This is a genomic window from Knoellia sp. p5-6-4, assembly GCF_029222705.1.
In the GTDB taxonomy this organism is placed as follows: domain Bacteria; phylum Actinomycetota; class Actinomycetes; order Actinomycetales; family Dermatophilaceae; genus Pedococcus_A.
In genome coordinates, this window is record NZ_JARGZF010000001.1 from 1,680,180 (window position 1) to 1,692,428 (window position 12,249).

Below are 12,249 nucleotides of genomic sequence, written 5' to 3' on the forward strand. Positions count from 1 at the left end.
GGTGCCCACGAAGGCGATCAACAGGCTCGGCGACCTCGAGCGCGCGGTCATGGACCAGGTCTGGGCACTCGGCGAGGCCGGCGAGCCGTCGGTGTCGGTGCGCGAGGTGCACGACGCCCTGCTGCGCAGCCGCGACCTCGCCTACACGACGGTCATGACGGTGATGACGCGGCTGGCCGACGCCGGCCTGCTCGTCAAGGAGCGGGCCGGCCGGGCCTACCTGTATGCCGCCGCGGGCACCCGCGAGGAGCTCACCGCCAGCAGCATGCTGGGGCAGCTGCAGGGCCTGCCGTCGGCCGACCGCCGAGCCGCCATGCTGCACTTCCTCGGCGACGCCACGCCTGAGGAGATCGCCGACCTCAAGGCCGCGCTGGCCGAGGTCGAGCAGCGGCACAGCCGGACCAGCGGTGGGGGTCGGCGCTGAGCCCAGCCGTCGCGGCGGTCGCGCTGGCCGCCCTCGCCGTGGTGCTGACCGCCGTGGCCCCTCGGGTGATGGCGCGGCAGGAGGTGTTCCGCCGCGCGCCGCGGGCCGCCCTGATCGGCTGGCAGTCCGTGTCGCTCGCGGCCCTCATCGCTGCGGTGAGCGCCGCGCCGCTTGCCGTGCACGTGCTCGTCCTCGAGGGGTCCGGCTGGGCTCGGTGGGCTGCGGTGCCCGCGCTGGTCCTCAGCGGGCTCGTGCTCGGCCGGCTGCTGTGGTCCGGCCACCTCGTCGGCACCCGGCTGCGGGCTGCCCGCCGTGAGCACCGGCTCCTCGTCGACGCCCTCGGCGAGGCGGTCGACGCGGAGGTGCGCGTGCTCGCGCACCCCACGCCGACGGCATACTGCCTGCCCGGCCTGCGCCGGCGGGTGGTGCTGACCGAGGGGACACTGCGCACCCTGCCCGCCGACGAGCTCGACGCGGTGCTCGCCCACGAGCGGGCCCACCTGCGCGAGCGGCACGACCTCGTGCTGGAGTTCTTCACGGTTCTGCACCAGTCGGCACCCGCTCGCCTGCAGGCGCCCGAGGCGTTGCGCGAGGTGCGGCTGCTGGTGGAGGTGCTCGCCGACCGCGCGGCGAGGCGCGCTGCCGGGCCGGTGCCGCTGGCCCGAGCCCTGGTGGCCCTCGCCGGGGCGTCGCACCCCGACACGGCCCTGGCCGCCACCGCCGACGTGGGCGCGACCCGGACCCGGATGGCACTGCTGGCCCAGGACGACGCGCCGCGGTGGCTGGCGCCGGTCGTCTACGCGTTCGCCGCCGGGGTGCTGGCCGCCCCGCTCGCGCTGGTGGGTCTCGCGCTCGGTTCAATGGGGGCATGAGCACCGGTTCGAGCCCTGCCCACCACGAGCGTCACGTGCCCTACCGGATCATCGTGGTCTGCACCGGCAACATCTGCCGTTCGCCGATGGGCGAGTTCATCCTCCGCGAGCTGCTGGCGGAGGCCGGGCTCGGCGACCGGGTGGAGGTGGACTCGGCCGGCACCTCCGCGTGGGAGGTCGGCAACCCCGCCGATCGCCGCACGCTCGAGGTGCTGCGGCGCAACGGCCACCCCGACGTCGGCGGCGCCGACCACGTGGCACGCCAGTTCGAGCACACCTGGCTCGACGACCGCGACCTGATCCTGGCCGCGGACGCCGGGCACGTCGACGACCTGCGGCGGATGGCCCGCACGCCGGAGCAGCGCTCCCGGATCCGGCTGTTCCGCGAGTTCGACCCCGAGGCTGTGGCCGCCGGCGAGCTCGACATGGACGACCCCTGGTACGGCGACGGCGCGGCCTTCGACCAGACCTACGCCGAGGTCACCGCCGCCGCGGCCGGTGTGGTCGAGCACGTGCGCGCCGCGCTGGCCGCCCGTGACGGCGAGGTGACCACCCGCTGAGGTGACGCTGCGCGGCCGACGCGGCCAGGCGGCATACCCGCTGGTGCTCCTCAGCTGAGCGAGCAGCCGAGCTCGGCCAGCAGTTGCTCGTTCTCGTCCGACCCGTTGACGACCATCCCACTGTCCGACACCACGGCGAAGTCCAGGTCGTCGTCGCCGTCGATGCGGACGCGGTAGACCGCCGTCGGCTGCCCGTCGCGCAGGCTGTTGACGTCCGCCCCGCGCGTGACGCCCCGCTCGACCGCCTCACGGTCGATGTCGTAACCGGCTGCCTCCAGGCACTCGCCCAGCCGCTGGCTTCCGCCGGCGACGGAGACACCGAGCACGAGCGCGGCCGACCTGCGCATCTCGGGTGTCGGCGCCGGACGCACGCACGCCGTCGCACCGGCCAGCGTCGCCACGGCGGCCAGCGCGGCGGCGGTGACGCGCACCGTCTCTGCGGTGAGGACACGAACGATCGGCGAAACCCCCCGCTTCATGGGCGAAGGCTAGCGACCGTGGACGGGTTCCGGAGGGTACGACGCGGTCTGGAAGGATGAACGCCATGGCCTCGCTTGCTGACGCGACTCCCCCCTTCGCCCTCGGCGCCCTGGACGGCCGCTACCGCAGCGCCGTCGCCCCGCTCGTCGACCACCTCTCCGAGCCGGCGCTCAACCGCGAGCGCGTGCGGGTCGAGGTCGAGTGGCTGATCCATCTCACGACCCGCCAGGTCGTGCCCGGCGTGCGGGCCCTCACCGGTGACGAGCAGAAGGCGCTGCGTGCGGTCGTCGACGAGTTCGGGCCCGAGCAGGTCGCCGAGATGGGCGAGATCGAGCGGGTCACGCAGCACGACGTCAAGGCCGTCGAGTACTTCCTCAAGCGCCGGCTCACCGACATCGCCCCGGCGCCCGAGGACAAGGGCCTGGCGGAGCTGATCCACTTCTGCTGCACGTCCGAGGACATCAACAACCTCTCCTACGCGCTGATGGTCAAGGGCGCGGTCGAGCAGGTCTGGCTGCCCAAGGCGCAGGCGCTGGTCGAGGCGGTCGCCACCATGGCGTCCGACCTGCGCGAGGTGCCGCTGCTGGCGCACACCCACGGCCAGCCGGCCACCCCGACGACGATGGGCAAGGAGCTGGCGGTGCTTGCCCACCGGCTCCAGCGTCAGCTGCGGCGCATCGAGGCGGCGGAGTACCTCGGCAAGCTCAACGGCGCGACCGGCACGTTCGGTGCCCACCTGGCGGCCGTGCCCGAGGCCGACTGGCCCTCGATCAGCCAGTCCTTCGTCGAGGGCCTCGGTCTGGCCTGGAACCCGCTCACCACCCAGATCGAGAGCCACGACTGGCAGGCCGAGCTCTACGCCGACGTCGCGCGCTTCAACCGGGTGCTGCACAACCTCTGCACCGACGTGTGGACCTACATCTCGATGGGCTACTTCGCGCAGGTGCGCGGCCAAGGCACCGTCGGTTCGAGCACCATGCCGCACAAGGTCAACCCGATCCGGTTCGAGAACGCCGAGGCCAACCTCGAGGTCTCCAACGCCCTGCTCGACGTGCTGGGGTCGACGCTGGTGACCTCGCGGCTGCAGCGCGACCTCACCGACTCCTCGATGCAGCGCAACATCGGCACTGCCTTCGGCCACTCGCTGCTCGCGCTCGACAACGTCACCCGCGGCCTCGCGGGGCTCGACGCCGTGCCATCGGCGATGGAGGCCGACCTCGACGCCAACTGGGAGGTGCTCGGCGAGCCGGTGCAGTCAGCCATGCGCGCGCTCGGCGCCCAGGGTGTGCCCGGGATGGACGAGCCCTACGAGCGGCTCAAGGAGCTGACCCGCGGCCGCCGCATCACCGGCGACGACCTGCGGGCGTTCATCGCCGGCCTCGGCCTGCCCGACGAGGTCGCCAAACGGCTGTCCGCGATGACGCCGGCCACCTACATCGGGGCCGCGCCGCAGCTCGTGGACTACCTGGACTGACGCGACTCAGCACAGGTCGCTGCCGCAGGGGGATGCAGCAACGTGGGTCGTCGGCAGCAACACCTGCTAGCAGAAGTTGCTGCAGGAAAGGGGTCGAGTCGGGTCCTCACAGGGAGTGCAGCACGTGGGCCTCGACCGGCTCGGCCCTGCCCTTGAGCTCGAGCGCGCCGAGCGGCTCGGTCACCGCGCCGGGCAGGCGGGCCAGGGTCTGCGCCCCGATGGCCACCCCGCCGACCGGGGCCTTGGCCTCCAGCCTCGACGCGACGTTGACGGTGTCACCGATGACGGTGTGGGTGCGCCCACCCCCTGCACCCAGCAGGCTCAGCGACACCTCGCCGCTGTTGACCCCCACCCGGAAGCGTGGCCAGTCCGGGTGCTCTGCTGCCACGCGGGCGGTGGTGCGCTGCAGGTCGAGGGCGGCGGCCGCGGCACGGCGCGCATGGTCGGGCTGGTCGCCGCGCCGGTTGAACGTGGCCATGATCGCGTCGCCGATCAACCGGTCTATGTCGCCCCCGTGTGCCTTGACCACGGGTGGGATGGCGACCTCGAAGTAGGTGTTGAGCATCGCCGTCACCTCCTGCGGGTCATGGGCCTCCGACCAGCTCGTGAAGCCCTGGAGGTCGGCGAACAGGATGCTCATGTCGCGGCTGCCCGAGACCGTCTGGTCGAGGTAGAGGCCGGCGAACCGCTCCTCGTGCCACTGCTGCTGCGCACCCCACGCGACCAGGCCGAACGCCAGCAGCATGAGCAGGTGCCACTCCCACCAGCTGAGGTGCCAGGGACGCCCGAACACCAGGACGACCATGGCCTCGGCGAGCAGGACGAACGCCCCCGCCACGGCCACCGGCATCAGCCCCCCGCGGTGACGCCACAGCGCGACGTAGCGCCAAGCGCTCCACAGGTAGAGCCCGACCGCTGCCACGGCCATGACGACCATGGGTCCGGAGGCCTGCTCGGGCGCGGTGCGCTGGTCCATCGGCGGCAGCTCCGCGACGGAGAAGACCGCCCAGAGCCCCATGAGCCCGAGCAGCGCCCGGCGCAGCCGCCTGCCACGCCGCATCGCGCGCACCCCGGCGTCGCCGTCGAAGCGGCCGGTCGAGGCCACCGCGAAGCCGGAGCCGATCGCGATGCCGATCGGCGTCGCGACCGTGAAACCGGCGTTGGGCGACTCGAGCAGCACCTTGGGCGTGGCCAGCGCGTGCAGCCCCAGGAAGCCGGCCGCCGACAGGAAGGCGAGCGAGACGAAGAGCACCCGGGCGTCGCCGCGGCGCTCCGCCGCAACCCCAGTGCCGTAGGCGACGATGGCACTGAGCACGGCGGCACCGAGCACCAGCCAGAAGTGGGCCGGCTGGTGGCTCCACAGCAGGTCGAGGTGGGGCCACCCCAGCAGCAGGGCGAGGCCGGCCACGGGCAGCAGGAGGGCCAGGGCCGCTGCGACAACGGACACGGGGCGCGGTGGGTGGCGCTCGGCTGCCGGTGCGGGCACTGCCGCACCCGAGGCCATCAGGGCCCGCCAGCAGGGGCCTTCGCCCGCTGGGCGGCGAGGTACTGGTGCAGCTGCGAGACCACCACCGAGCCCTCCCCCACCGCTGAGGCGACCCGTTTCACCGACGAGTGCCGCACGTCGCCGACCGCGAAGAACCCCGGCAGCGACGTCTCGTAGGGGAAGGGTGCCCGCTCCAGCGGCCACCGCCCGCTGGCGACGACCTCCGAGCCGGCAAGCACGAACCCGCGCTCGTCCCGGGCGACCTCCTCGGGCAGCCACCCGGTGTGCGGCTCGGCCCCGATCATGACGAACAGCGCGTCAGCGGGCACGGTGCGCTCCTCACCGGTGGAGCGGCGCCGCAGCACCAGCTCCTGCAGCCAACCCTCGCCGCCCCCGCCGACCACCTCGGTGTCGAGCTCGACGGTGATGCCGGGGTTGGCCTCGATCTCGTCGACGAGGTACTGCGACATGCCCTCGTTCAGGGCCCGGGACCACACGACGAGGCGCACGCCCGCGGCATACCGCTGCAGGTGCAGCACCGCCTGGGCGGCCGAGTTGCCGCCGCCGAGCACGACGACCTGCAGGCCCGTGAGGGCCTGCGCCTCGGAGACGCTGGCGCCGTAGTAGACCCCTGCCCCGCTGAGCCGCTCGAGCTCGGGGATGCCGAGGCGCCGGTAGGCGACTCCCGTGGCCAGCACGACCGTGGAGGCGGTCACCTCGCCGACGTCGGAGATGTGGGCCACGAACGTGCCCTCCCGGCGGTGCGCGTGCGTCACCTCGCGGGTCAGCAGGAAGTGGGCGCCGAAGACCCAGGCCTGCTGGTAGCCGCGCTGGGCGAGCTCGGCCCCGCTGAGCCCGCGCGAGAAGCCCAGGTAGTTGCGGATCAGCGAGCTCGAGCCGGCCTGGCCGCCCAAGGCCTCGCGCTCGACGGTGAGGACGCGCAGACCCTCGGAAGAGGCGTAGACCGAGGCTGCCAGCCCCGCCGGTCCCGCCCCCACGACGAGCACGTCGAAGTCCCGTTCCTCGTCGGGCAGCTCGGTGCGGATGCCCCACGCCTCGCAGATCTCGGCGTCGGTCGGGTCGAGCAGCACCTTGCCGCCCAGGGCCGGCATCCACACCACCACCGGTCCGCTCGGGCCCTCGGGGTGGCGCATGCCGATCCGCGCCAGCGCGGCGTTCGCCGCAGCCGTGCCCCGCTCGAGGAACGCGTGCGGGATGCCGTTGCGGGTCAACAGGTTTCGTATGCCGTGGGCGCGTGCCGCGCGGCGCTCCGCCACGACGATGACCTCCCGCAGGGCGCTGACGACCGTGCGCGACCACTCGTGCACGAACTCGCCCACGGTGCGGTTGAACAGCTCGTCCTGCTCGGACCACGGCTTGAGCACGTAGTAGTTGATGTCGCCCATCGCCATGGCGCGCAGGATCGCCTCGGCGGTGGGGCGGTCGGACCAGGCCCCCCACGGCACCAGCAGGGCGCGCCTGGCGTCGGGGTGCATCGTGCGCACGCGCCCGAGCAGCTCGGCACCGGGCAGGTCCGGCAGCCACTGGTCGGCGAGCACGGTGGCCACGGGATCCCCGCGCTCTCGCGCGGCCTCGAGCTGGGCGAGCGCCGCCGCGGCCGTCTGCTCACCGCGCACGCGGAAGTCCGCGCCGAAACGGCGCTGGAGGTGGGCCTCGATCCGTGACAGCGCCTCCGGGTCGGCGTCCACGGCGAGCAGGAGGGGACGGGGCATGGCGACTCCAGCCGGGGGCAGTGGCTTCCCGCTCAGGCTAGGTCGGGACCGGCGACGACAGATCCTGCCGATGGCGTAGGCCCCCGTCCTGGTCCTACCGTGGACACGTGAGCGAGCGGCCCGCCCGGCTTGGCGACATCGACGTCTTCGCGATGCGGCTGCCCGACGTCGAGCGCAGCACCTCCGAGAGCGGCCGCCACTCCTACGCGGTCGCCGGCAAGAAGTTCGTCTTCTCCCGCGAGCCCCGGCCCGACGCGGTCGACCCCGAGACCGGTGAGCGGATGGAGGACGTGCTCGTCTTCTACGTGCCCGACCTCGGCGACAAGGAGGCCATGGTGGCCGCGGACGGCCCGTTCTTCACGACCCCGCACTGGGACGGCTACCGGGCGGTGCTCCTGCGCGAACGGGACCTCGGGCAGGTCAGCGCCCAGGAGATCGAGGAGGTCGTCGCCGACGCGTGGCTTGCGCGGGCCCCCCGGCGGTCGGTGCGGGAGATGCTGCAGGCCAGGCTCCCCTGAAACGCAGTTCAGAGAGGTCGATCAGACGGTGACCTCGCCGCTGGGCGTCTCGAAGGTGACCGAGAGCAGGCCCGGCGTGCCGTGCGGCGCCACGAAGGTGAAGTCGATGGTGGTCGGCTCGTTGGCGGGCCAGTTCAGCCAGTCGCGCACGCGCTCGGGGTCGCCGGCGATCTGCAGGCCCTTGATGGTGACGTCGGTGTGCGCGTCGACCGAAGGGTGGCACTCCGGGGTCTGCCACTCGACGAAGAACGGGAGCTGCGGGTCGGAGATCAGGCCCTTGACGCCCAGCTGGCGCCACTTCAGCTCGGTGCCGTCGGGGCGGTGGCGGTAGCCGTCGGCGGACTCGCGGCCGAGGCGCTCCTCGAAGGGCTTGATGTCGTCGACGGCGACGACCCAGCCGAGCCAGCCGCCGCCGGCCTCGGAGCGGGCGCGGACCGCCTGGCCGAACGGCGCCTTGTCGGACGCGGGGTGGTCGAGCACCTCGACGACCTCGACGTAGCGGTCGTGCGCCAGCGGGAAGATCACGTTCCGGGTGCCGAACCGCGGGTGGACTCCCCCATCGACCGGCTCGACGCCGATCAGCTTTGCCAGACGCTCAGCCGTCGCCTTCAGGCCGTCGTGCTCGGCGGCGTAGGAAACGTGGTCAACTCGCATGCAGAACATCGTGACACACGATTTGGGGTGCTCTTGACACGGGGGTGGGCCACCCCTTAACCGCCCGTCCGGATCAGCGTGACCGGCGCTGCCGGACCGCCTCGTAGATCACGATGGCGGCGGAGGTGGCGACATTGAGGGAGTTGGCCCGGCCCACCATGGGGATGCGCACCCGGTATGCCGCCGCGGCCAGGACCTCGTCGGTCAGGCCGTACTTCTCCGCCCCGACCGCGATCGCCACGGGCCCGGTGTAGTCGACGTCGGTGTAGTCGAGGTCGGTGTCGGGAGTGGTGGCGACGAGGGCGATGCCACGCTCCTCGAGCCACCCGATCGTCGCGGCGGTGCTGTCGCTGCAGACCGGCACGGAGAAGACGGTGCCCTTGCTGGCCCGCACCAGGTTGGGGTTGCCCCAGTCGGTGACGGGGTCCGCGGCGATGACCGCCTGCACACCGGCCGCGTCCGCGGTGCGCAGCATGGCGCCGAGGTTGCCGGGCTTCTCGACCCCCTGGCAGAGCAGGGTCAGCGCGTCGGCGCCGACGGCGAGGTCGGCGCAGGCCCGTGCCACCGAGGCGACGGCGGCGAGGAAACCGTCGGGGCCCTCCCGGTAGGCCACCTTCTCGAACGCGGCCCGACCGAGCTGCACGGTGTCGACACCTCTGGCCGCGAGGTCGGAGACCACCGCCAGCTGGCTCGTGGGGTCGAGCATCAGCTCGGGGCAGTAGTAGACGGCCTGCGGCAGGACGCCTGCCTCGAGGCCGAGGGTCAGCTCCTCGAAGCCCTCGATGAGGGTCAGGCCCGACTCCTCGCGCACGCGGCGCCGCCGCAAGGCCGTGAGCGACTTCAGGCGCTGGTTGGACGGCGACGTGATGATCAGGTCAGACATGGCGGCCCAAGCATGTCACTGATCGATCCGGAAGAGGCTCTGCCCGTGCGGACCGGTCCAGGCCACGGGCAGCCCGTCGAGGGCCAGGAGGAACCGGCCGGCGCCGGGGGCGTCGACGGCCGGCGGCGCCACCAGGCCCTCCAGCACGGCGGGCGCCTCGTTCGCGACCCAGTGGCCCGGGAGGTCCGCCACCACGTGGGCGAACCGCCGACGGCGCTCCGGGGCCACGTAGGCCAGCACCGCGCTGTGGAACACCACGAGGGTCGCGTCCGAGGGGGCCTGCGCCGCGAGCGCGGGCAGGTCCTCCACGAGGTCGCCGGCCACCAGCAGGGGCGGGTCGGCGCGGAGCAGGTCGGCGGCCGCGCCGAGCCGGCGTCGCCGCTCCTCGTGCTCCGGCCACACCAGCGCCTCGAGCCAGGCCGGGTCCCCATCGGAAGCGAGGTCCAGCGGGGTTGAGGTCGAGACCGGCGCGCCAGACCACCCCGGGCACCTCCGTGGGCAGGGTCACCCCGTGGTCACCACCGACGGTGGTGACCACATCGTCGTGCCGACGGTAGGCGTACCGGTAGCGGTCGGCATACAGGCACAGCCCGGCCGACGCGCCCACCTCGAGCAGGGCCAGTGGGCCCGGTATGCCGCCGAGCACCGGCAGCAGGGTGGCGCACCGTGCCGCCTCGTTGGTCTGGGTGCTCCGGGCGAGCACCTCCGGGCGCTCGTGCCAGTGCTCGACCACCCACTGCGTGAAGGCGTCGGGGTCGGTGACGGGTCCGCCGAGGAGGCGGCCCACTGCGAAGAGCAGGTTCGGCTGGCGCTTGGGCTCGGGAAGGGCAGCGAGCAGGTCGAGCACGGGCCCGCTCCGGGCGACCGCCTCGGCCAGCCGCTCGTACGCGGGAGAGCTGCCGCGTGCCTGCACCTCGGCGAACCGCTGGTAGTCCTCCGCGGTGCTGAGCCTGCCGGGGTTCATGGGAACAGAGCCTGTCATGTCCGGTTTGGGACACAATGCCCCCCATGACGCTGCCCACCACCGCCGAGCACTTCCACCTGCGCCAAAAGGTCACCCTCATGGTGAACCGCTACGAGGTGACGACCTCCGACGGCTCCGGCGGTGAGGGGCCGGTGCTCGCGGTGGCCCAGCAGAAGCGCGTCGCCCTCAAGGAGGAGGTCACGTTCTACTCCGACGAGGCGCGCACCACGCCGGTCTTCTCCTTCAAGGCCCGCAAGCGCCTCGACCTCGGTGCCACCTACGACGTGCTCGACGGCACGGGTGTGCCGATCGGCTGGTTCCGCAAGGACTTCGGCACCTCGCTGCTGCGCTCCACGTGGCACCTCGGCACCCCCGACGGCCTCGAGGCCACCGGCACCGAGCGCAACCAGAACGTCGCCCTGGCCCGCCGGGCCTGGGAGATGCTGCCCATCCTCAGCGACCTGCCAAGCCCGTTCGTCTTCCACTTCGACTTCACCGCGGACGACGGCACCCTCGTGCTCAGCTCGGAGCGCCGCCGGTCCCTGCGGGACCGCTACGACGTGCACGTGCCGGTGGCGAGCAACGGGTGGCAGCTCGACTGGCGGATGGCCGTGGCGATGGCCGTCGCCCTCGACGCCCTGCAGTCCCGCTAGAGCTGGCCGGGCAGACCCAGGCCTACTGCAGCACCGACAGGAGCACCGGCACGAGGCCGTCCTCGTCGACGTGGCCGGTGACGTCGTCGGCCACCTCCTTGACCTCCTCGGGCGCGTTCGCCATCGCGACACCCCAGGCCGCCCACCTGAGCATCTCGATGTCGTTGCGCTGGTCTCCCACGGCGACCGTGTGCATGGGCTCGACCTCGAGCGTGCGGCGCAGCAGCTCGAGAGCCGAGCCCTTGGAGACCCCTTCGGGGTTGATGTCCATCCAGGCGGTGAAGCCGACGTTGTAGTTGACCTCGTGCAGGCCGATGCGCTCGGCGAGCGCCTCGAAGTCCTCGCTCGTCCCGGTGGGGCTGCGGAACGTCACACGGGTGACCGGGTCGGCGACGAGCTCCTCCCACGGCACGACGCGCAGCTCGCCCTGCAGCTCGCCGTCGGGAAAGGGCGCGCTGAGCTTGAACCCCACACCGAGCTCCTCGACGGCGATCACCGCGTCCGGCCACGAGTCGCGCAGCAGCTCGAGGGCCGGGGCGGGGTCGAAGGTGACCGTGTCGATGATCTGGTAACCCTGCGGCTCGTCGGGGTCGAGCTTGAGCGTGACCGCGCCGTTGGAGCACACGGCATACCCGCTCGTGAGCTTGAGCATGTCGAGGATGGGGGTGGTGGCCACGATGGAGCGTCCCGTCGCCACCACGATGTGGTGCCCGGCGTCGGCGACCGCGCGTACGGCCTCGAAGACGGCCGGGCGCAGCTCGCCCGCGTGCGTGATCGTGGTGCCGTCGAGGTCGAGGGCGATGAGTCGCTGCGGCATGGCCTTCCCTGCATCGGTGATGGGACCGGTGTGAAGGGTCCGGACCGCTGAATCTACGTCAGTCGCGTGGCTCGTGCGGGCACAAGCAGGTCGATCCGCGGGGACGGCCGGCGGCCGGACTAGCCCGAAACGCAGGTGCGCAGGCAGCGCGGGCAGCAGTTCACTGGAGGTGGCCCGAGGTCCCGACCGCCCCCGAGGAGGCTCTGATGACCACCACCGCGCCCACCGCGCACATCGACACCCGCTTCAGCGAGCCGGAGGCCACCGAGACCCCCTGGGCGATGACCGAGGCGGCGCTGCAGCAGGCCGAGCTCTACTGGATCACCACGGTGCGCCAGGACGGCCGGCCCCACGTCACCCCCCTGGTCGGCGTGTGGCACGAGGGCGCCTTCGCCTTCTGCACCGGCTTCGGGGAGCAGAAGGCGCACAACCTCGCCGGGAACGCCCACGTCGCCGTGACCACGGGGCGCAACACCTGGGCCCAGGGCCTCGACGTCGTGGTCGAGGGGTCCGCCGAACGAGTGCTCGGCGCCGACCGGTTGAGGGCGGTCGCCGACGCCTTCCGCGACAAGTACGGCTCGGACTGGGACTTCGACTCCGACGACGCCGTCTTCGAGCCCGGCAACAACCCCGCCGAGGTCTTCTCCGTGCGACCGGCGAAGGTGCTCTCGTTCGCCAAGGCGCCCCACGCGCAGACCTGCTACCGGTTCCGCACCGACGTCACCGGCTGA

The 12,249-nt window shown here is 72.7% G+C and carries 14 protein-coding genes and 1 pseudogene; 7 read left to right on the plus strand and 8 right to left on the minus strand.

Annotated features, from left to right (window positions below):
* Position 1 precedes the first annotated feature (1 nt).
* The 3 genes from P2F65_RS08145 to P2F65_RS08155 are packed head-to-tail and all read left to right on the plus strand — an operon-like array spanning position 2 to position 1,856.
* On the plus strand, positions 2–424 hold the full coding sequence (locus tag P2F65_RS08145) for a BlaI/MecI/CopY family transcriptional regulator (protein ID WP_275805893.1): 423 nt from the start codon (positions 2–4) through the stop codon (positions 422–424).
* Positions 425–465: 41 nt separating this feature from the next.
* Positions 466–1,296 (plus strand): M56 family metallopeptidase, encoded by an 831-nt coding sequence (locus P2F65_RS08150; RefSeq protein ID WP_275805895.1) that lies wholly within the window; start codon positions 466–468, stop codon positions 1,294–1,296.
* Positions 1,293–1,856 (plus strand): low molecular weight protein-tyrosine-phosphatase, encoded by a 564-nt coding sequence (locus P2F65_RS08155; protein ID WP_275805897.1) that lies wholly within the window; start codon positions 1,293–1,295, stop codon positions 1,854–1,856. Before P2F65_RS08150 ends, P2F65_RS08155 begins: the two co-directional genes overlap by 4 nt.
* Positions 1,857–1,906: 50 nt before the next feature.
* Here P2F65_RS08155 and P2F65_RS08160 read toward each other — a convergent pair whose 3' ends face one another.
* Positions 1,907–2,335: a hypothetical protein gene (locus P2F65_RS08160; protein WP_275805899.1), complete on the minus strand. Its 429-nt coding sequence runs from the start codon at positions 2,333–2,335 to the stop codon at positions 1,907–1,909.
* A gap of 65 nt (positions 2,336–2,400) precedes the next feature.
* Here P2F65_RS08160 and purB point away from each other — a divergent pair, with 65 nt between their 5' ends.
* A complete protein-coding gene (gene purB / locus P2F65_RS08165; RefSeq protein ID WP_275805901.1) occupies positions 2,401–3,810 on the plus strand; it encodes an adenylosuccinate lyase in 1,410 nt (469 codons plus the stop codon).
* 106 nt (positions 3,811–3,916) lie between these two features.
* On the opposite strand, the gene P2F65_RS08170 is transcribed toward purB, so the two are convergent.
* A complete protein-coding gene (locus tag P2F65_RS08170; RefSeq protein ID WP_275805903.1) occupies positions 3,917–5,257 on the minus strand; it encodes an adenylate/guanylate cyclase domain-containing protein in 1,341 nt (446 codons plus the stop codon).
* A 56-nt stretch (positions 5,258–5,313) separates the two neighbouring features.
* Positions 5,314–7,029, minus strand: coding sequence for an FAD-dependent oxidoreductase (locus tag P2F65_RS08175; protein WP_275805905.1), 1,716 nt, complete (start codon positions 7,027–7,029; stop codon positions 5,314–5,316).
* 107 nt (positions 7,030–7,136) lie between these two features.
* On the opposite strand from P2F65_RS08175, the gene P2F65_RS08180 reads away from it, so the two are divergent.
* Positions 7,137–7,547 (plus strand): hypothetical protein, encoded by a 411-nt coding sequence (locus tag P2F65_RS08180; protein WP_275805908.1) that lies wholly within the window; start codon positions 7,137–7,139, stop codon positions 7,545–7,547.
* A gap of 21 nt (positions 7,548–7,568) precedes the next feature.
* On the opposite strand, the gene P2F65_RS08185 is transcribed toward P2F65_RS08180, so the two are convergent.
* The 4 genes and pseudogenes from P2F65_RS08185 to P2F65_RS08200 form a co-directional block, all read right to left on the minus strand.
* Entirely contained in the window at positions 7,569–8,201 is a 633-nt protein-coding gene (locus P2F65_RS08185; protein ID WP_275805910.1) for a VOC family protein, read from the minus strand.
* Positions 8,202–8,274: 73 nt separating this feature from the next.
* Complete coding sequence (locus tag P2F65_RS08190) at positions 8,275–9,084, minus strand: RNA methyltransferase (protein ID WP_275805912.1); 810 nt, start codon at positions 9,082–9,084, stop codon at positions 8,275–8,277.
* A gap of 15 nt (positions 9,085–9,099) precedes the next feature.
* Complete coding sequence (locus tag P2F65_RS08195) at positions 9,100–9,486, minus strand: DUF2332 family protein (protein ID WP_275805914.1); 387 nt, start codon at positions 9,484–9,486, stop codon at positions 9,100–9,102.
* Between the two features lie 100 nt (positions 9,487–9,586).
* Positions 9,587–10,066 (minus strand): annotated as a pseudogene (locus tag P2F65_RS08200) (DUF2332 family protein); the annotation flags it as partial.
* Between the two features lie 26 nt (positions 10,067–10,092).
* Between P2F65_RS08200 and P2F65_RS08205 the strand changes: the two are divergent.
* Entirely contained in the window at positions 10,093–10,701 is a 609-nt protein-coding gene (locus P2F65_RS08205; RefSeq protein WP_275805916.1) for a hypothetical protein, read from the plus strand.
* A 22-nt stretch (positions 10,702–10,723) separates the two neighbouring features.
* On the opposite strand, the gene P2F65_RS08210 is transcribed toward P2F65_RS08205, so the two are convergent.
* The gene (locus P2F65_RS08210; protein ID WP_275805918.1) at positions 10,724–11,518 is read right to left on the minus strand and encodes an HAD hydrolase family protein; all 795 of its coding nucleotides are present in this window, start codon (positions 11,516–11,518) and stop codon (positions 10,724–10,726) included.
* Between the two features lie 206 nt (positions 11,519–11,724).
* On the opposite strand from P2F65_RS08210, the gene P2F65_RS08215 reads away from it, so the two are divergent.
* Positions 11,725–12,249 carry a pyridoxamine 5'-phosphate oxidase family protein gene (locus P2F65_RS08215; RefSeq protein WP_275805920.1) on the plus strand — a complete coding sequence of 175 codons (525 nt, stop codon included), beginning with the start codon at positions 11,725–11,727 and terminating at the stop codon, positions 12,247–12,249.

Coding starts and splice junctions, on each gene's coding strand:
- P2F65_RS08210 (WP_275805918.1), bottom strand. CDS start 11,518: ATGCCGCAGCGACTCATCGCCCTCGACCTCGACGGCACCACGATCACG.
- P2F65_RS08190 (WP_275805912.1), bottom strand. CDS start 9,084: ATGTCTGACCTGATCATCACGTCGCCGTCCAACCAGCGCCTGAAGTCG.
- purB (WP_275805901.1), top strand. CDS start 2,401: ATGGCCTCGCTTGCTGACGCGACTCCCCCCTTCGCCCTCGGCGCCCTG.
- P2F65_RS08175 (WP_275805905.1), bottom strand. CDS start 7,029: ATGCCCCGTCCCCTCCTGCTCGCCGTGGACGCCGACCCGGAGGCGCTG.
- P2F65_RS08205 (WP_275805916.1), top strand. CDS start 10,093: ATGACGCTGCCCACCACCGCCGAGCACTTCCACCTGCGCCAAAAGGTC.
- P2F65_RS08215 (WP_275805920.1), top strand. CDS start 11,725: ATGACCACCACCGCGCCCACCGCGCACATCGACACCCGCTTCAGCGAG.
- P2F65_RS08185 (WP_275805910.1), bottom strand. CDS start 8,201: ATGCGAGTTGACCACGTTTCCTACGCCGCCGAGCACGACGGCCTGAAG.
- P2F65_RS08160 (WP_275805899.1), bottom strand. CDS start 2,335: ATGAAGCGGGGGGTTTCGCCGATCGTTCGTGTCCTCACCGCAGAGACG.
- P2F65_RS08155 (WP_275805897.1), top strand. CDS start 1,293: ATGAGCACCGGTTCGAGCCCTGCCCACCACGAGCGTCACGTGCCCTAC.